Annotated in this window: 16 protein-coding genes; all 16 read left to right on the plus strand. The window is 41.4% G+C overall.

Annotated features, from left to right (window positions below; translation table 11 throughout):
• The first annotated feature begins 8 nt into the window (after positions 1 to 8).
• The 16 genes from mshL to VHA01S_RS01360 all read left to right on the plus strand — a co-directional run bounded on the left by mshL (position 9) and on the right by VHA01S_RS01360 (position 17,209).
• Positions 9 to 1,628, plus strand: coding sequence for a pilus (MSHA type) biogenesis protein MshL (mshL, locus tag VHA01S_RS01285; protein WP_023402543.1), 1,620 nt, complete (start codon positions 9 to 11; stop codon positions 1,626 to 1,628).
• Entirely contained in the window at positions 1,628 to 2,473 is an 846-nt protein-coding gene (locus VHA01S_RS01290; protein WP_023402544.1) for an ExeA family protein, read from the plus strand. The genes mshL and VHA01S_RS01290 overlap by 1 nt, the downstream gene beginning before the upstream one ends.
• Positions 2,470 to 3,726, plus strand: coding sequence for a tetratricopeptide repeat protein (locus VHA01S_RS01295; protein ID WP_023402545.1), 1,257 nt, complete (start codon positions 2,470 to 2,472; stop codon positions 3,724 to 3,726). Before VHA01S_RS01290 ends, VHA01S_RS01295 begins: the two co-directional genes overlap by 4 nt.
• Positions 3,716 to 5,443 carry a GspE/PulE family protein gene (locus VHA01S_RS01300; protein ID WP_023402546.1) on the plus strand — a complete coding sequence of 576 codons (1,728 nt, stop codon included), beginning with the start codon at positions 3,716 to 3,718 and terminating at the stop codon, positions 5,441 to 5,443. Before VHA01S_RS01295 ends, VHA01S_RS01300 begins: the two co-directional genes overlap by 11 nt.
• 6 nt (positions 5,444 to 5,449) lie before the next feature.
• Positions 5,450 to 6,670: a type II secretion system F family protein gene (locus VHA01S_RS01305; RefSeq protein ID WP_023402547.1), complete on the plus strand. Its 1,221-nt coding sequence runs from the start codon at positions 5,450 to 5,452 to the stop codon at positions 6,668 to 6,670.
• A gap of 2 nt (positions 6,671 to 6,672) precedes the next feature.
• Positions 6,673 to 7,128, plus strand: a complete 456-nt coding sequence (locus VHA01S_RS01310; RefSeq protein WP_023402548.1) for a hypothetical protein — start codon at positions 6,673 to 6,675, stop codon at positions 7,126 to 7,128.
• A 94-nt stretch (positions 7,129 to 7,222) separates the two neighbouring features.
• Positions 7,223 to 7,807 carry a prepilin-type N-terminal cleavage/methylation domain-containing protein gene (locus tag VHA01S_RS01315; RefSeq protein WP_023402549.1) on the plus strand — a complete coding sequence of 195 codons (585 nt, stop codon included), beginning with the start codon at positions 7,223 to 7,225 and terminating at the stop codon, positions 7,805 to 7,807.
• A 296-nt stretch (positions 7,808 to 8,103) separates the two neighbouring features.
• On the plus strand, positions 8,104 to 8,604 hold the full coding sequence (locus VHA01S_RS01320) for a type II secretion system protein (RefSeq protein WP_023402550.1): 501 nt from the start codon (positions 8,104 to 8,106) through the stop codon (positions 8,602 to 8,604).
• A gap of 327 nt (positions 8,605 to 8,931) precedes the next feature.
• Entirely contained in the window at positions 8,932 to 9,396 is a 465-nt protein-coding gene (locus VHA01S_RS01325) for a type II secretion system protein (protein ID WP_023402551.1), read from the plus strand.
• Positions 9,397 to 9,696: 300 nt separating this feature from the next.
• A complete protein-coding gene (locus VHA01S_RS01330) occupies positions 9,697 to 10,161 on the plus strand; it encodes a prepilin-type N-terminal cleavage/methylation domain-containing protein (protein WP_039969917.1) in 465 nt (154 codons plus the stop codon).
• 131 nt (positions 10,162 to 10,292) lie between these two features.
• On the plus strand, positions 10,293 to 10,790 hold the full coding sequence (locus VHA01S_RS01335) for a prepilin-type N-terminal cleavage/methylation domain-containing protein (protein WP_023402553.1): 498 nt from the start codon (positions 10,293 to 10,295) through the stop codon (positions 10,788 to 10,790).
• Entirely contained in the window at positions 10,780 to 11,379 is a 600-nt protein-coding gene (locus VHA01S_RS01340; protein ID WP_023402554.1) for a type IV pilus modification PilV family protein, read from the plus strand. Before VHA01S_RS01335 ends, VHA01S_RS01340 begins: the two co-directional genes overlap by 11 nt.
• Positions 11,379 to 12,173 (plus strand): prepilin-type N-terminal cleavage/methylation domain-containing protein, encoded by a 795-nt coding sequence (locus VHA01S_RS01345; protein WP_023402555.1) that lies wholly within the window; start codon positions 11,379 to 11,381, stop codon positions 12,171 to 12,173. Before VHA01S_RS01340 ends, VHA01S_RS01345 begins: the two co-directional genes overlap by 1 nt.
• Entirely contained in the window at positions 12,163 to 12,660 is a 498-nt protein-coding gene (locus VHA01S_RS01350; protein ID WP_023402556.1) for a hypothetical protein, read from the plus strand. Before VHA01S_RS01345 ends, VHA01S_RS01350 begins: the two co-directional genes overlap by 11 nt.
• Complete coding sequence (locus tag VHA01S_RS01355; RefSeq protein ID WP_023402557.1) at positions 12,653 to 16,021, plus strand: DUF6701 domain-containing protein; 3,369 nt, start codon at positions 12,653 to 12,655, stop codon at positions 16,019 to 16,021. The genes VHA01S_RS01350 and VHA01S_RS01355 overlap by 8 nt, the downstream gene beginning before the upstream one ends.
• 144 nt (positions 16,022 to 16,165) lie before the next feature.
• Positions 16,166 to 17,209, plus strand: a complete 1,044-nt coding sequence (locus VHA01S_RS01360; RefSeq protein WP_021712419.1) for a rod shape-determining protein — start codon at positions 16,166 to 16,168, stop codon at positions 17,207 to 17,209.
• Positions 17,210 to 17,235: the final 26 nt, after the last annotated feature.

Here is a 17,235-nt window from a genome sequence, read left to right on the forward strand (position 1 = left end):
TTAAATTTATGCGTATTATTTTCCTAGGGATGGTTATCGCTATTTTATCTGGATGTTCAATGGGCCATAGAGACCCTGTTGAGGTCAAGAAAGCTTTGAATGAAGCAGCGAATCAAGCAAATAGCAAAAGTTTGGACGAACTGCCTGACTCAGTGCAAGCTGATCTGATGCCTGAATTAGAAGGCTTATCCTCTTCTGAACAACCGACGATTAAGCGCTTTAGAGTGCAGGCAAATGGCGTTCCGGCTAAAGCCTTCTTCGCCAACTTAGTCAAAGGTACTGAGTTTAGTGTTGCTATTCATCCTGATGTTACGGGCAGAGTGACAGTAAACTTAACTGACGTCACTATGGATGAAGTGCTCAATGTCGTGCGTGATATCTACGGATACGATGTTGTTAAAAGTGGCAAAGTCATCCAAGTTTACCCTGCAGGACTGCGTACTGAGACTATTCCTGTTGATTACTTACAGCTGAAACGAATTGGACGTTCTTTAACGTCGATTACCAATGGCTCAGTATCATCTAAAGATGATGGTTCTAGTAGTAGTAGTGACTCAAGCTCATCGAGTTCTTCTTCAAGCACATCCACCGAGAAAACCGGCGGTACTGATATTGAAACCTTGAGTGAAAGTGACTTCTGGACTCAATTAGAAAAATCAGTGTCAACTTTAATTGGTGCCAATGGTGGACGCAGTGTTGTGGTGTCGCCACAAGCGAGTGTGATTACTATTCGTGCTATGCCAAATGAAATTCGTGAAGTTCGCCAATTCCTTAACGTGTCTCAAAAACGCTTACAGCGTCAGGTTATTTTAGAAACGAAAATTTTAGAAGTCACTCTAAATGATGGCTACCAACAAGGCATTGAGTGGAGCAACATGAGTGCTTCTCTTGGCGGTGCTGATGTTGTGGTAAACCGCGCGGCTTCTACGCTAGCAGGTTTAGATCCTATCGCCGATCTATTAGGCGGCTCTACCAGTGTTACGGTGTCAGATGGTAACTTCCAAGCAGTACTGAACTTTATGGCAACTCAGGGGGACTTAAACGTTCTTTCTAGCCCAAGAGTGACCGCCGCCAACAACCAAAAAGCGCTGATCAAAGTCGGTGAAGATGAATACTTTGTGACTGACGTCAGCAGTGTAGTGGGCAGTGGTGATAACGCGAATGTTGCGCCAGATGTTGAGCTAACGCCGTTTTTCTCAGGTATTTCTTTGGATGTGACACCGCAAATTGATGACAAAGGCAATGTATTGCTGCATGTGCACCCAGCAGTTATTGATGTGTCGACAGAAGTAAAATCTATCGATCTTGGTGATACCGCAGGCGTGATTCAATTGCCACTGGCTAAAAGCTCTATTCGTGAGTCAGACACGATTATTCGAGCGTCGGATGGCGATGTTGTCGTTATCGGTGGTTTGATGAAGTCATCAAATAAAGATGTCGTTTCAAAAGTTCCTTTCTTAGGTGATATCCCAGGTATTGGACACTTATTCCGTAACACTGTGAATTTAAGTGAAAAAACCGAGCTGGTTATCTTACTTAAACCAACGGTTGTTGGCGTGAATACTTGGCCACATGAGATTGAGCGCTCACGAGATTTATTGAACGAATGGTTCCCTGAAGGGCAATAATGTATTTTTCTCGATTTGGTTTTAATCAACCGCCGTTTGGCCTAACGCCAAATACTGAGTTGTTTCACGGATTAGCCCCACATTATGAGGCGATCAATACCGTGATGTCTGCAATCAGTATGGGGGAAGGTGTCATTAAGTTAACTGGAGAAGTGGGCACTGGAAAAACCATGGTGTGTCGCATGCTGATAGAGCAACTAGAGCATGACTACTCATTGGTTTATCTACCCAATCCGGTACTTGATGGCGATGGCATTCGCTTTGCGATAGCGAAAGAGCTGCAAGTTGATACGACAGATCAAAGAGCGATTGTAGACAATATTCAACAAAAATTATTGCTACTTAGAGAAGCAGGAAAACCTGTAGTGGCTTTGATTGATGAGGCGCAAGCGTTAAGTGATGAAGCGTTGGAAACCATACGTTTGTTTGGCAACCTTGAAACCATCAATAGTAAGCTACTGCAAATTGTATTGATTGGACAACCAGAGCTAGAAGAAAGGCTCTCTTTGCATCATTTACGACAATTTCGACAACGCATCACCTTTAGTGCCGAGCTAAGACCGTTAACCTTAGAAGAAACCGCGGCATATATCGATCATAGGATCACCTCTTGCGGTGGTAGTAAAAACTTGTTTAATTTGCGTCAAAAGAAAGCCATTTGGCGGTCGGCGTCAGGGATTCCAAGAATCATTAATCAGCTGTGCCATAAGGCATTGTTGTTGGCTTTTACTTGCGACAAACAAACCGTCGCCAATCGACATTTGTTCGATGCAATGAAAGATACCTATGTAATGCAAAAGCCAAAATATAAAACACCATGTTTATGGGGATGGCAACAAGTATGAGTGTAGTGAATAGCGCCCTATCTAAATTAGCGGATAACGATAAACCGCAAGGGCAAAGCATAACCAAGGCCGAAGTGCCTAAAATCAAACGCTCAAAACCTTTGGTCTGGTTGATTGCTGGATTTACCATTAGCATGGCTATTGGTGGCTGGGCTGTATCGCAACAAGAAAAAGACCTTGGATACAGCACATCATCAGATGCCATTACCACTAAGCAAGAATCTGCGCCGGAAACGACGGTGTCTGAAATGGCATCACAGCAACCAAGCCAACCGTCCGCCGAACAAGCTCAGCCAATGAGGCTTTCCCCGACGCACAGTAAAGTGCAACAATCGGTGAAAATTCACAGTGCGCAACCTATCGTGCCCGTCGCTGATCCTGTCAAAAAAGAGGCAACGAAACAAACTGTTGCTAAGGTGAGTGCCAATGAGCCAAAAGCTCAGCCTGTTGTCGTTAAAGCGAAAACTGTACCAGTTAAAGTAAAACCCGCTCCGGCTAAAACAACGACTGCTGCAACTCAGCCTAAACCTGTAGCTAAAACAGCAAGAGTTAAAGCTGCGCCAATAAAAGCTCAAACTAAAGTCGAAGAGCCGATTTTACTGGCAAAAGTGAACACGCCAACGAGTCAAGAAAGTGTGACGGTTGAACATGTTGAGTTAACCCATAGAGAGCTGGCGGATAAGTCAGTTGCGATAGCCGAGAAGGCAATTGACTCCAATGATGTAAATACAGCGTTTACTGAATACAACAAAGCTTTGCGCTTAGTGCCGGGTGATGAAAATATCCGCCAAAAATTAGCGGCACTTTACTATGGAAGAAAAGACCTGAGAAAAGCGGCCACAACGTTGCAAGACGGCATTCGTCTTAATGACCAGAGTGAAGCGCTTCGCTACTCATTGGCTAAATTGTTGATTAAAGAACAGCAACCAGAGGCTGCGCTCAGTGTATTAATTACGGTGCCAAAAACAGCCAGTAATGATTATCTGGCGTTGCGTGCAGGCCTAGCTCAAGAAGTGAAAAATACCGATGTTGCGCTAGAGAGCTATCAAATACTGTCAGAAAAAGATCCTAAGAATGCCCGCTGGTGGTTAGGGTTGGGCATTTCCCAAGAGCGCAGTTTAGATTATAAAAATGCACAGGTTTCTTACACTAAAGCGATAGGCTTAGTCGGTGTTTCTAGCAAAACACAGTCCTTTATTCGAGACCGTTTAAAGCTTCTTAAATCATTAGAAGGGGACGATAGTGGCAATTAAACTTGTAAAACGCTTAGGTGATTTGTTAGTTGAAAGCAACATTGTTTCCGAAGAACAAGTACAGCAAGCTCTTGATGCACAAAGACAAACGGGGCGAAAGCTCGGTGATACGCTTATTCAGTTAGGCTTTATTTCCGAAAAGCAGTTACTTGAGTTTTTGTCTCAGCAATTAAACTTACCACTGATCGATCTTAACCTAGCGCAGGTAGATGTGGATGCCGTGCAGTTGCTTCCCGAAGTGCATGCACGCCGCCTAAGAGCCTTAGTTATCGATTGTCGCGAGCATGTTGTGCGCGTGGCAATGAGTGACCCTGCCGATCTGTTTGCTCAAGAATCGGTACTGCGTCTGCTATCAAATTACGACATTGAATTTGTTATCGCCGCAGAGCATCAATTAGTGTCTGGTTTTGATCGTTATTATCGTCGCACTAAAGATATCGCTTCATTTGCCGAACAGCTGCACGCAGAGCACCAGCCTACCGACAGTTTTAACATTTCGGCAAGCGATGATTCAGACAGCGATGAAGTGACCGTTGTTAAGCTGATTAATTCCCTGTTTGAAGATGCAGTACAAGTTGGCGCATCCGATATTCATATTGAACCAGATGAAAACGTGCTTCGTTTAAGGCAACGTGTCGATGGCGTTTTGCATGAAACCATTTTAAATGAAGTGAATATAGCCTCGGCATTGGTGCTTCGTTTAAAACTGATGGCCGATCTGGATATCTCGGAGAAGCGTCTACCACAAGATGGTCGTTTTCATATTAATGCCAAAGGGCAATCCATTGATATTCGTATGTCGACTATGCCAGTGGAGTTTGGCGAGTCGGTGGTAATGCGTTTGCTCAATCAAACCGCAGGTGTGCGTCAGTTGGACGAAACAGGCTTACCTGAAGACCTATTACAGCGCATTCGTTATCAATTGAAGCGTCCCCATGGAATGATTTTGGTTACCGGACCGACAGGTTCAGGTAAAACCACCACCTTGTATGGCGCACTGACAGAACTTAATTCTCCGGGTAAGAAAATCATCACAGTGGAAGACCCTGTTGAGTATCGATTACCACGAGTGAATCAGGTGCAGGTTAATAGTAAAATTAACTTGGATTTCTCCACCATATTGCGAACTTTCTTACGTCAAGATCCCGACATTATTCTAGTGGGTGAGATGCGTGATAGAGAAACAGTCGAAATCGGCTTGCGTGCGGCTTTAACCGGTCACTTAGTATTAAGTACTTTGCACACCAATGATGCTGTGGATAGCGCATTGCGTATGATGGACATGGGCGCGCCGGGTTATCTCGTTGCAAGTTCGGTTCGCGCTGTATTAGCGCAGCGTCTTATTCGTCGTGTCTGTACCGATTGCGGTGAAACTCACAGTGTTAGTGAGCACCAACAAACTTGGCTGCAAGCGCGCTTCCCAAATCAATCTCATGCGACCTTTAGTAAAGGCCGAGGTTGTCAAAGCTGTAACTTAACAGGTTATAAAGGCCGTGTTGGTGTGTTTGAATTACTAGAATTTGATCAAGCGCTAATGGATCTGTTGCGAGCCAATGACGCCGTTGGTTTTACCCAGCAAGCCAGACATACCCAAGGGTATAAACCTTTATTGGTATCCGCAATGGAGTTGGCGTTGCAAGGGGTTGTAAGTTTAGAAGAAGTGATGACTTTAGGTGAGGGTGACAGCTCTGGCCTTATTGAACCGTATATTTTGTAGGGGTTTATGGCTACTTTTAAATATCAAGGACGAAACCTCGAAGGGCAAAAAGTCAATGGCCTCGTCGATGCGGCTACCCAAGAATTAGCGGTAGAAGCATTGATTAACAAAGGGATCATACCGACTTCACTGCGTTCAGGTAAAGCGAAGGGAACAAGCAACTTCGATTGGAAGGCAATGTTTGTTCCTGCGGTGCCGCTTGAAGTGTACGTGATATTTTGCCGCCAAATGTACAGCTTAACCAAAGCGGGTATTCCGCTATTACGCGCCATTCGAGGCTTAACCTCAGATGCGAGTAACAAGCAACTTAAACAAGCATTAGAAGAAGTGGGTAATGAACTGACCAATGGTCGCAGTTTGTCTGCATCCATGCAGCTTCATTCGCATGTGTTTAGCCCTTTATTTGTGTCTATGATTTCCGTCGGTGAAAGTACCGGACGTCTTGACCAAGCGCTATTGCAGTTGAGCCACTATTACGAGCAAGAGTTAGAAACTCGTAAACGCATAAAAACGGCAATGCGTTATCCGATATTTGTGTTGTCCTTCATTGGCATTGCGATGTTTGTGCTTAACGTTAAGGTTATTCCGCAATTTGCCAGTATGTTTGCTCGCTTTGGGGTCGATCTGCCATTACCTACGCGCATCTTGATTGGAACGTCGAACTTTTTCGTGGAGTATTGGACCTTAATTATCGCAGTCATTGTCGGTTTACTGTTTGCTTTTCAGGCTTGGATCAGTCGCGCCGAAGGGCGGGAAACTTGGGATAAAATTCGACTGCGTTTCCCTGTTGTGGGGGATATTGTCAATCGTGCGCAACTGGCGCGTTTTTCCAGAACATTTTCCTTGATGCTGCAATCAGGCGTTCCGTTAAATAATGCATTGGCATTATCAGCCGAATCCATGGACAACAAATATTTAGAAGCACGCCTATTAGAAATGAAAGCGGCGATTGAGGCAGGCTCTGCAATTTCCAGTGCGGCAAAGAGTACTGGAATATTTACCCCATTAGTTCAGCAGATGATTTCGGTCGGGGAAGAAACAGGTCGCATAGATGAGTTGCTGATAGAAGTCGCTGATTTTTATGACCGTGAAGTGGATTACGATCTTAAAACACTGACTGCTCGCATAGAGCCAATCTTACTGGTGATCGTTGCCGGAATGGTGCTGATCTTAGCATTGGGTATTTTCCTTCCGATGTGGGGAATGCTGGATGCGATACAAGGATAATTGTGGAAACAAGTTATCGAAATTCTAACTTAGTGCAACTGGCTGCTTGGGGCAGTGTTGTGCTGATTTTAATTGCAGTATTGTTGACTGCGATGCATCGAATAAGGACGGAAGCCGAAAGCACATTAGTATCGTTAATCGCCAGCAAAGCACTGTTTAGGGCTAACCATTTGCGTCAGCATTGGGAGATGCATGGCAAGCCTATGCAAACCAAGATTAACGATAAAACAGTGTCGTTTAATGATAAAGGCTGGGTAAAACCGATATTGGATGAAGCACAAAGTTGCGAAGCATGGCAGACATTTATATTGCCAAAATCTAAGCAAGAGTATTCACCTATATCGGTCGAATTGTTTCAGGAGGGTAACGTGTATTCATGTGCCTATACTTTTAGTAACCAAGAGGTGTTAGTGATAAAAATGGTTGGAGGAAGTCTATCTATTCAAAAGGAAAGTTGAAGATATTTCGTACATCTATGTCTATTTATAAGTAGATTATTTAAACAATAAGTATATAATCTGCCGTCCAAATTTATACCCAAGAGGGATTTTTATGAAACGTAACTCCGGTTTTTCTTTGGTTGAACTTGTTATCGTTATCGTGGTGCTTGGTCTGTTAGCTGTTGCTGCATTACCTAGATTCTTAAACGTGACTGACAAAGCAAAAGAAGCAAGTGTAGAAGGTGTGGCTGGCGGATTCGCTACCGCTGTATTATCGGCTCGCGCGCAGTGGGAAGCAGAGCAACGTCCTCGTGCCGTTACAGATAATAAAAATAGTAATTTTGTTGATTATGATGGTAGTTATTTTCAATTAACATCATCTGAGCTAGGAAATGGAACTGATTCTGGTCTTCGTGATGGTTACCCTATCGCATTTGCTGATGATATTAAACCAACAACAACGTCACCTGTTAGTTTGAATGAAACTGCTTGTGTAGAATTGTTTGAAAACTTACTGCAGAATCCACCGAAAGTAGGTACAACGACTGAAGCTGGTAATGACAGTACAATCAAATATTCAGCGCAATTTATCAATGATAACTGTCGCTACACCCAATTGAGCGGTAATCAAACGGCTCCTGCACATTACTTTGATTATGATGTGTCTAAAGGCGCAGTTAACGTAGTCTTAAATTAATGAAAGTGGCATGAACGCTTTGTAAGATTAACCAGTAGTAGCAATGATCTTTTGGGTATTGTGTTGCTACTACTGGTGTTTAACGTAGTTTTAGAGCGTTTTTGTCGTACTTTCATGTAGTAACTGAAAAAGAGCAACACACTTTGATATAATCCTTATCAAAACAAGGGATTATAAAAATAAAAAATGAGTCGATATGTTATAAAAAAGTATGCATATCACTTGTTTATATTATTTTACGAGTTAATATATTTAGTAACAGTTCAAGTATGTTAAATACATAAAAGGTAAAAAATATGAAGAAGCAAGGCGGTTTTACACTTATTGAGCTTGTAGTAGTTATCGTTATTCTAGGTATCCTAGCCGTAACAGCTGCTCCTCGCTTTTTGAATCTACAATCTGATGCACGTGAGTCTTCTCTACAAGGCTTGAAAGGTGCAATGGCGGGTGCAGGCTCTATCGTTTATGGTAAGGCTGCGATTGAAGGCAAAGAGCGTGAAGAAGTTAGTGGAGCTTATCCTACTTTGGATGACTCGACACAAATTAATTTTGGCTATCCTGCTGCAACAACAGGTGGTCTAGTTAAGGTTGTTCAAGGACTAGAAGACTCTGATGAATGGGTCTATGCAGAAGATACTCCAGGAGTCGTTGGTACTGCTGGAACTCTAGTAGCAACATTTTCCGGCAATGCATCAGGTGCAGTAGCTATTAAAAATACTGGTTGTTATGTTCAATATACAGAGGCTGACTCGGAAACATCAACTCCTGATATTAGCGTAACTGCTACTAGCTGTTAATAAATAGAATTTATAAATTGGCTTCACTTTGAAGTGATTTCCTAAAATTGAACATTTCTATTAAGTGAAGTTTAAGGTCTGATTTCGATACTTTTTCGAAGTCAGACTTTTTATTTTAATACATAGATCAATTATAGTCTTCTGCATACTCCTTATATGATACTTCACTTATGATATCTGACGATTATTTACTGGTTTAGAACAAAGATTTATAGTAGTAGTTAAGACGTCAATTTATAGTAAAAAATTAGTACATCTCTTGTTTAAATCACCTCAGAAACTAAGCTATTTAGTAACAATTAGAATTGGGCATATAAAGGGAACAACATGAAAAAACAAGTTGGCTTTACGCTTATTGAACTTGTCGTAGTTATTGTCATTCTCGGTATCCTAGCTGTAACAGCTGCTCCTCGCTTTTTGAATCTACAATCTGACGCACGCAAGTCTTCTTTACAAGGCTTAAAAGGTGCGATGACTAGTGCAGCATCTATTGTCTATAGTAAGGCTGTGATAGAAGGTAAAGAAGCTACAGCTACAGCAGATATCGAAGGGATCGATATTGTATATGGTTATCCATCAAATAGTGATACGGGAATAATGAAAGCTGTGGACGGCTTAGAGAAAGATTGGATGCTTGTATTTTTAAACGGTTCAGATATGACCTTTACATTTAAAGGACAAGATTCCAGTCAGTTTACTGATACAAATGGCTGTTATGTTCGATATGATCCGGCGATAAGTACCGCAGCTAATTTATCAGCCAAAGCAACCGTTGTTGATAATGATTGTTAACTTAAAATATTAGACTCCAGAAGGCCGACTTTGTCGGTCTTTTTTATGCGTCTAATTAAATAACATATTTCCTAATGAAATTAATTTTAATTATATATAAGGCCTATCATTTCAATATTCACCTCACTGCGTATCGCAAATAAAGGATTATATATCCAAATATAACCTTCCATAACGCCATGTATTCTAAAAAAGAATATTGCTATCTACCGTAAATTTGACCTATAACGCCTATTTATATTTACTTACAAGTTAACCTACTTAGCAATAGGTATGTTAGGTTATATAAAAGGCGGCAAAATGAAAAGGCAAGGTGGTTTTACACTTATTGAGCTTGTAGTGGTAATAGTTATTTTAGGTGTTCTAGCTGTAACAGCAGCTCCTCGCTTTTTGAACTTACAATCTGATGCACACAAGTCTTCTTTGCAAGGCTTGAAAGGTGCAATCACCAGCGCAGCGTCTATTGTTTATAGTAAATCAGTGATTGAAGGGAAAGAAACTCAACCATCAAGCACTCTGATAGAGAATATTGATACTGCCTACGGTTACCCATCAGCGACGTCTACAGGTATTCTTTTGGCTATTCAGTCAGGATCAGATAGTGATAAATTAGCATCCGGTATTATTGACGATTCATTATTTGCAACTTTTTCAGATACTGCTTCTGGAGCTATGGCAATAAAGCGTACACATTGTTACGTAACGTATACTCAAGCCTCCTCCAGTGCTTTACCAACTGTAGATGTAGAAGATTCTGGCTGTTAATTATTAACATCGAACTAAGGTCAGTAATCGCTGACCTTTTTTATTCCCAACAATCATGCTATTTCTTAGCGAGATTGCATTCAATTCTATATAATCTAATTACTTACGTTTTCATTGGTTAGGGACAAGCAATGGATCACCAGCCTATTGCAAAGAATATAAAAGGTTTTACCTTGGTCGAGCTGATTATTGTCATAATCGTGGCTGCGATTTTGTCTTTGTATGCCTCAAGTAAATATATTGGTGTATCACAGTTTTCCGCTCAAGCCGCACAGCAGCAAGGCATTGCTGTTATTCGGCAAATTCAGCTTGGTAGAATGCAGTCTAATATTGAAGATAGTAGCTTACTTCATCAACGATTTCGCTTAGTGGTGACGGGGCAATGCTTAGGTTCGCAACAAGCCTGCACCACCAATACCCAACCTCTGAGCAATGTAGTGGTTCTAGAAAATCAAGATATGAACTTTTCGCCTTCAATGACCATTGATTTTGATTTACTGGGCAACCCCACCTGCAGTTCAGGTTGCACTACGCCAGTAGCAGGTCAGTCTATCCGTATTCTTGTTGCTAGCACTCAAGATCAGCAAGAGATCTGCATCAATAGTCAGGGGTATGTTTATGGCTGTTAAAAAGCAGGCTGGTTTTACACTTATTGAAAGCATCATCGCTATTGTTATCTTGGGGATTGCTCTGATCACCTTGACCAGTTTCCTATTTCCTCAAATCAGCCAATCAGCCAAACCTTTTTACGAAGTGCGAGCATCGGCGTTAGGCTCAAGCTTGATGACTGAAATCTTAGCCAGAAACTTTGATGAACACAGTGATCATGATGGTGGAAGATATCGTTGTGGTGAAAGTGACTATATTGATAGTTCCGCTCAACCTATCCTATGTACCGCAAGTGCCGATTTTGGGCCTGACAACAATGAGCCGCCGGCATTATTTAATGACGTGGATGATTATATAGGTTGTTGGTACACCACCTCTGATTCGCAAAATAGCTGTATTGATAAAACTCATGGCGGGAAATTAACTGATATTTTTGGTAGTGATATCAGTGGCGATTATTTAGGTTTTAGAGCGGAAGTGAAGGTTGAATATGACCATGACACTCGCTTAGGAGATGCCAGTCAGGATTTATTTAAAAAAATCACAGTCACGATTACCGCTAGCCAATATGGGGATTTCAAATTTATCTCATATAGAGGGAACTACTAATGAAACAACGTGGTTTGACTCTGATTGAAATGATCATCACGATCATAATTCTCGCAATTATATTTTTAGGCATTGCAGGTTTTGTGGAGTTTGGCACTAAAGGATATGTGCAGTCTGTAGATAGACAGCGATTACAAAACCAAGCTCGTTTTGCTATAGAAAAAATGAGCCGAGAGATACGTTATGCTGTGCCTAATAGCTTTAAAACAGTCAGTGATGACTTAAATAAATGCTTAATCTTTTACCCCATCCAATATTCTGGTTTCTATAAATTTGTAGAATCCACAAAGCATGTAGAGTTTGTGGTTAGCAATGAAGACTATTCACATCCACATACCTTTTCAACAGATACTCGATTAGTCATAAACCCCAGTCGAATAGAAGATTTAGAGGAGTCCGGCTCTCAGGCTGTTGGTTTAGGAAGTACCACTACATCAACCTTGGGACACTACTTCTCAGTGGCAATGAACTTAACTAGTCAATCGAGTGCCAAGCGACATTTTATCTATCAAGATAAAACGGTAACTTACTGCGTAGAACGTACCAGTAGCAGTGACGAAATAGGAAGAATAGTGCGTTATTATGGCGATATTGAGCCCAATACCGCTATTACTGATATTAATCATAATATCGGAGTGATAGTGGCAACAGGTCTTGCCTTTAGTGACAGTGATTTTATTTACCAACAAACAGCTCTTCAGCGTGGCGGGTTAGTTCACCTTGATTTATTGTTCAAAAACGGTGACGAGCAGAGTCAATATAAACATGATGTGCAGGTGAGTAATGTACCGTAATAATCAAGCATCAATGAACTCCCAAAAAGGTAATGTGTACATCATTGCGGTTTTTATTATCGTAGTTTTAGGGATGTTGACCTTAAATCTCACCAGAATATCGTGGTCAAACCAAGATACATTAACTCGTGAAGTATTGGGTAAGCAGGCGTCAATGTTAGCCCAATCAGCCAATGAGTGGGCTTTGACTTATTTGTTTCCGTTAGATGGAGACGATGACTATACAACCTTATCCACTCGCTGCGACACGCTGGGATCTGACGCAGTCAATGCCACCACAGCTCTGGTTGAAAATAGCGGCGTTTCTTGCAGTGCCCCAACCATTTCTTGTGAAACATCACCATCAAATATACCTGCAGATATGGACAACATCCCTGAAGAATTAAAACACCTCTCTATATCATCCAGAGCTATCTGCAATGATGGCAATACCTTTGAAGTAGAGCGTCAGCAAACGGTTTGGGTTCGAGGAGTTAAAGATGAATAGGTTGTATTCTTTTGTTGTATTTATTTTCTTATTCTTGTTTTCTCATTCTGTTTTTGCAGAAACTTGTTCGGTGGCGGGGAATAAAGATTATGTGGTTCAGTTTCAGGTAGTTGGTTCAAATTATTATCAAGATATCGCATTTACACATGGTAAAGATAAGTATGTATTGTGGTACACCCAGCAGGAAGAACCGTTAGAAGAGAATGTTTATCATTTTAATGAACAAGGCTTATCGCTTGGTCAAACTTATACAGTTCGGATTGAAGTCGAGCACACGACTGGAAATAGTAATATTGCTAATTATTATTTGATTGTGAATGGTATGAAGGTACATCAGGATACTCAAAATAATGTTGCTGCGAATGGTAAGCTTGAAGGGACTGGTACTAATATCAGTAATCTTGAGTGTGGGGAGTCAGTTGATCTTCCTGAACTAGAACAATGTGCTGCATTTCCCCGCGTTGTACAGTCTTGGTCATCATCATCATCATCATCATCATCGCTTAATATCCTTGGTGGTGGTTCTCGTATTTTTGATGCCCATGATGAAAAAAGTGGACATGTTGGTTTTGGGACCGTAGTGGATCAATCTCACGAGGGTTATGATCAGCCAGCTTGTGATGGTGATATCAATGGAGGAGGGGTACGATGTATTGCAGAGCCGTCATTGTTAATATCAGAGCCTGCGATTATCCCATTTTCATCAAGGGATGAATTGACATTTGATAAAGAGGTTCGTGATATCCCTGAAGGGAAATACACTAATGTATCTTTGAACGGTTGGGGGGAATATCGACTTACAGGAACATATTACGAATTTGACTCTTTGACACTTCCTGGTTCTGTTAAGTTAGTTGTTAAAGATAATACGTTAATACGGCTTAAAACTTTCACTATCAATGGTAGTTCTACGTTAGGCAGTTCCGATCATTCTGATGGTATTCCTGAAAATATTACTATTTGGGGTGAAGATAATTCAAATATTAATATTGATACTTCTACTCCTTTTTATGCCAATATTTTCAGTCGGCAAAGTGTCAATTTAGGTGGTGGATCAATTATTATAGGCTCTATTACTGCTTTTGAGATAAATATGAGCGGTAATAGAATTCAGAGGGTTGAAGATAATTGTGAAGTGCCAACAGTGCCAACAGGAAAGACATTCATTATCCAACCTAAAACAGCACAAGCTTTGACCTGTGAACGCATCCCTGTTGATTTTTATGTAGTAGATGATAATGGTCAACCAATAACTGGTTATAGCAATAATTTCAATGCTAATGCCATTGATCTTCCTAATGGAAGTGCATGCTGGTCAGAACAATCTAGTGGAGGCACCTGTACTTCTACGGCTTTAAATAGTCAGTTCATAAATGGAGCAAAACGACTTTATCTGCAAAGTACAACAGTTGGGAATTTAAATGTTACAGCTACAGTTGCTTCAGATAATTTAAGTGCAACAGAAGGCCCTTACAGGTTTGTACCGTTTGGATTTCAGTTTGAACCAAAACCAGCAAAAGTTATTGCTGGAAAGCCGTTTACAGTACAAGTTAAAGCTTTAGCTGATACTGGAGGAGCATGCGAAACTATCGATAATTATAATGGTACGAAAGATCTGACTCTTAGCTCTACTAATTATCAACAACCTTCTTCAGGGAGTAAGCTGGTTACCGCTACAGACACTAATTTAGTATTTACTCAAGGGATTGCTAATCTCGAGTTAACTTATCGGGATGCCGGTCATGTATCAGTTACCGTGTCTGATCCTGATTGGACTAAAGAGCAGTGTGGTGCCGATTGTGAAGATTACCAAGGTAGTTGGACTGGTTTATCGGGTAATGTTGATATTTATTCAAGGCCTTATACTTTTGCTCTATGTAATATTCAGGCTAATTCAGGAAATGGACCTGTGATTAACCCTCAAGGGACAGCTACTAGCGGAAATGGTTTTACTGCTGCTGGTGATGAATTTTCTTTATACAGTAAACCTATTATTTGGGCTAATGGTGACTCTGAATTAGGTATCGTTGATCTAAGTAGCAAAGACTTTTGTAATTATGAAACAACACCAAACTATTCCCAAAGTGATGCTTTGGCAGCTAAACAAATCTTATCTATTCCGACAGATAAACCTCACTCACCAGTAGGTGGAAAGGTTGGAATCTTATCTGGAGGCGTTGAAAAGTTACACACTGACATTGTTAACGGGATTTATACTTTTTCAGGGCTATCTTGGAACGAAGTCGGCAGTATTTTATTAACCTCTAATCTTGATGGGCCTTATTATGATATGACGGTTAACCCATCAACAATACCTGTAGGACGTTTTTATCCAGCCAAACTTGCCTTGATTGAAGATCATATCGTTTATCCTCTAGGGCAAGAAGAAAATGGCAACTATGTCGGCTTTGGCTATATGAATCAACCTGTTGGGCATGATTTTATTGTAGAGGCTCAGAATAGACAAAGTGAACCTACTTACAACTATGGCTTATTTGCAGACAACCTTATGGTTGATATTGACTATCTAGCGATTGATGGAAATGATGTGGATTTTACTTCCCGATTAGATAGTGCAACTTGGGTTGATTTAAGTTGGAAGGGAAGTGATTGGGGAAAAGCAGACATTTATGGTGTGGCTAGCAATGCACGTTTAGCGCCACATACTCAAGATTTTATGATGTCAAAATTACCCGATCCTCAGCCATCAACAACTAATTACACTACAATTCCGGACGGACCTTATGATGGTTCAAATTCTCAATTTGGTCTTTGGGTTAGCAATAAAGTTGATGGTGTAGATTTTCAAATATTAGACCTTAATGGCGAAGGTATAAGGCTATCAGAACAACCTGATTTTCGTTATGGAAGAATGCACTTAAAAGATGTTGCTGGTAATTCAGGGCAAGAGATACGAGTTCCGCTTCGTACAGAATATTGGAAATCCTCTGAGTTTATTATTAATAAAGATGATCGCCGTAGTGAATATAGTGCTCCACAACATTTTTGTAGCAAAGTGATATGGACTAATGGAAGTAATAGCTCTGCTAGCTTAAATGGTTTTGATACGGTCACTGAAGGGAAAAGCAACAAGTTATCAGCCACACACGTCAAGGAATCTGATTCTCATAGAGAGCAGGTACGTTTATGGTTGAGACAAGGAATGCTATCACCACAACGCAGCGAAACCAATATTGACTGCTCAAAAGCCACGTCATACACCAACCAACCTTGGCTTCAATACAATTGGAGAGACAAAGGCGATGAAGACCCTTCGGCTGTCGTTACTTTTGGTGTCTTTAGAGGTAACGATCGGATCATATTTAAAGGTGAGCGGGCGTTAATTGGTAACGAAAACTGACTTTTTTAGTGCCTAAGTCAGGACAGCGTCAGAAAAAGGCACTTTATATCAATCTTTGTTGTCCAATGCCTTGCCCAATAAGTGTGGCATTGGTACATTTAATACAATTTTATCTTCCAAAGATTGTGAGAAGAGCGCTTAGTTATGTTTAAAAAAATTCGCGGAATGTTCTCAAACGACCTGTCTATTGATTTGGGTACAGCGAACACACTCATTTATGTTAAAGGACAAGGCATTGTTCTTGATGAACCGTCGGTAGTGGCTATCCGCCAAGATCGCGCAGGTTCAACTAAAAGCGTTGCGGCCGTTGGCCATGACGCAAAGCAAATGCTAGGACGTACTCCTGGTAATATTTCAGCGATTCGCCCGATGAAAGATGGCGTAATTGCAGACTTCTTTGTTACTGAAAAAATGCTTCAGCATTTTATCAAACAAGTTCATGACAACAGTTTCTTAAAACCAAGCCCACGAGTTTTGGTTTGTGTTCCTTGTGGTTCAACACAAGTAGAGCGCCGTGCGATTCGTGAATCAGCACTAGGTGCAGGTGCTCGTGAAGTGTACTTGATTGACGAGCCAATGGCGGCGGCAATCGGTGCGGGTCTACGCGTATCAGAACCAACCGGTTCTATGGTTGTTGATATCGGTGGTGGTACGACTGAAGTTGCGGTTATCTCACTAAACGGTGTGGTGTACTCTTCTTCTGTGCGCATCGGTGGTGACCGTTTTGATGAAGCTATTATCAACTATGTTCGTCGTAACTACGGCAGCTTGATTGGTGAAGCAACAGCAGAAAAAATCAAACATGTGATCGGTTCAGCTTACCCTGGCGATGAAGTAGAAGAGCTAGAAGTTCGTGGTCGTAACCTTGCAGAAGGCGTGCCGCGCAGCTTTAGCCTAAACTCAAACGAAATCCTTGAAGCACTGCAAGAGCCTCTATCTGGCATCGTTTCTGCAGTTATGGTTGCACTAGAGCAGTGCCCACCTGAACTGGCTTCGGATATTTCTGAAAATGGTATGGTTCTCACCGGTGGCGGCGCGCTACTGAAAGATCTAGATCGTTTGCTAACAGAAGAAACTGGCATCCCTGTTGTTGTGGCAGAAGAGCCGCTAACTTGTGTGGCTCGTGGGGGCGGTAAAGCTCTTGAAATGATTGATATGCACGGCGGTGACTTATTTAGTGAAGAATAAGTCTTCCACTGAATCACACCCACTAG

Source organism: Vibrio halioticoli NBRC 102217, from assembly GCF_000496695.1.
GTDB classification, from domain to species: Bacteria; Pseudomonadota; Gammaproteobacteria; order Enterobacterales; family Vibrionaceae; genus Vibrio; species Vibrio halioticoli.

Coding starts and splice junctions, on each gene's coding strand:
- mshL (WP_023402543.1), top strand. CDS start 9: ATGCGTATTATTTTCCTAGGGATGGTTATCGCTATTTTATCTGGATGT.
- VHA01S_RS01290 (WP_023402544.1), top strand. CDS start 1,628: ATGTATTTTTCTCGATTTGGTTTTAATCAACCGCCGTTTGGCCTAACG.
- VHA01S_RS01295 (WP_023402545.1), top strand. CDS start 2,470: ATGAGTGTAGTGAATAGCGCCCTATCTAAATTAGCGGATAACGATAAA.
- VHA01S_RS01305 (WP_023402547.1), top strand. CDS start 5,450: ATGGCTACTTTTAAATATCAAGGACGAAACCTCGAAGGGCAAAAAGTC.
- VHA01S_RS01315 (WP_023402549.1), top strand. CDS start 7,223: ATGAAACGTAACTCCGGTTTTTCTTTGGTTGAACTTGTTATCGTTATC.
- VHA01S_RS01320 (WP_023402550.1), top strand. CDS start 8,104: ATGAAGAAGCAAGGCGGTTTTACACTTATTGAGCTTGTAGTAGTTATC.
- VHA01S_RS01325 (WP_023402551.1), top strand. CDS start 8,932: ATGAAAAAACAAGTTGGCTTTACGCTTATTGAACTTGTCGTAGTTATT.
- VHA01S_RS01330 (WP_039969917.1), top strand. CDS start 9,697: ATGAAAAGGCAAGGTGGTTTTACACTTATTGAGCTTGTAGTGGTAATA.
- VHA01S_RS01335 (WP_023402553.1), top strand. CDS start 10,293: ATGGATCACCAGCCTATTGCAAAGAATATAAAAGGTTTTACCTTGGTC.
- VHA01S_RS01340 (WP_023402554.1), top strand. CDS start 10,780: ATGGCTGTTAAAAAGCAGGCTGGTTTTACACTTATTGAAAGCATCATC.
- VHA01S_RS01345 (WP_023402555.1), top strand. CDS start 11,379: ATGAAACAACGTGGTTTGACTCTGATTGAAATGATCATCACGATCATA.
- VHA01S_RS01350 (WP_023402556.1), top strand. CDS start 12,163: ATGTACCGTAATAATCAAGCATCAATGAACTCCCAAAAAGGTAATGTG.
- VHA01S_RS01355 (WP_023402557.1), top strand. CDS start 12,653: ATGAATAGGTTGTATTCTTTTGTTGTATTTATTTTCTTATTCTTGTTT.
- VHA01S_RS01360 (WP_021712419.1), top strand. CDS start 16,166: ATGTTTAAAAAAATTCGCGGAATGTTCTCAAACGACCTGTCTATTGAT.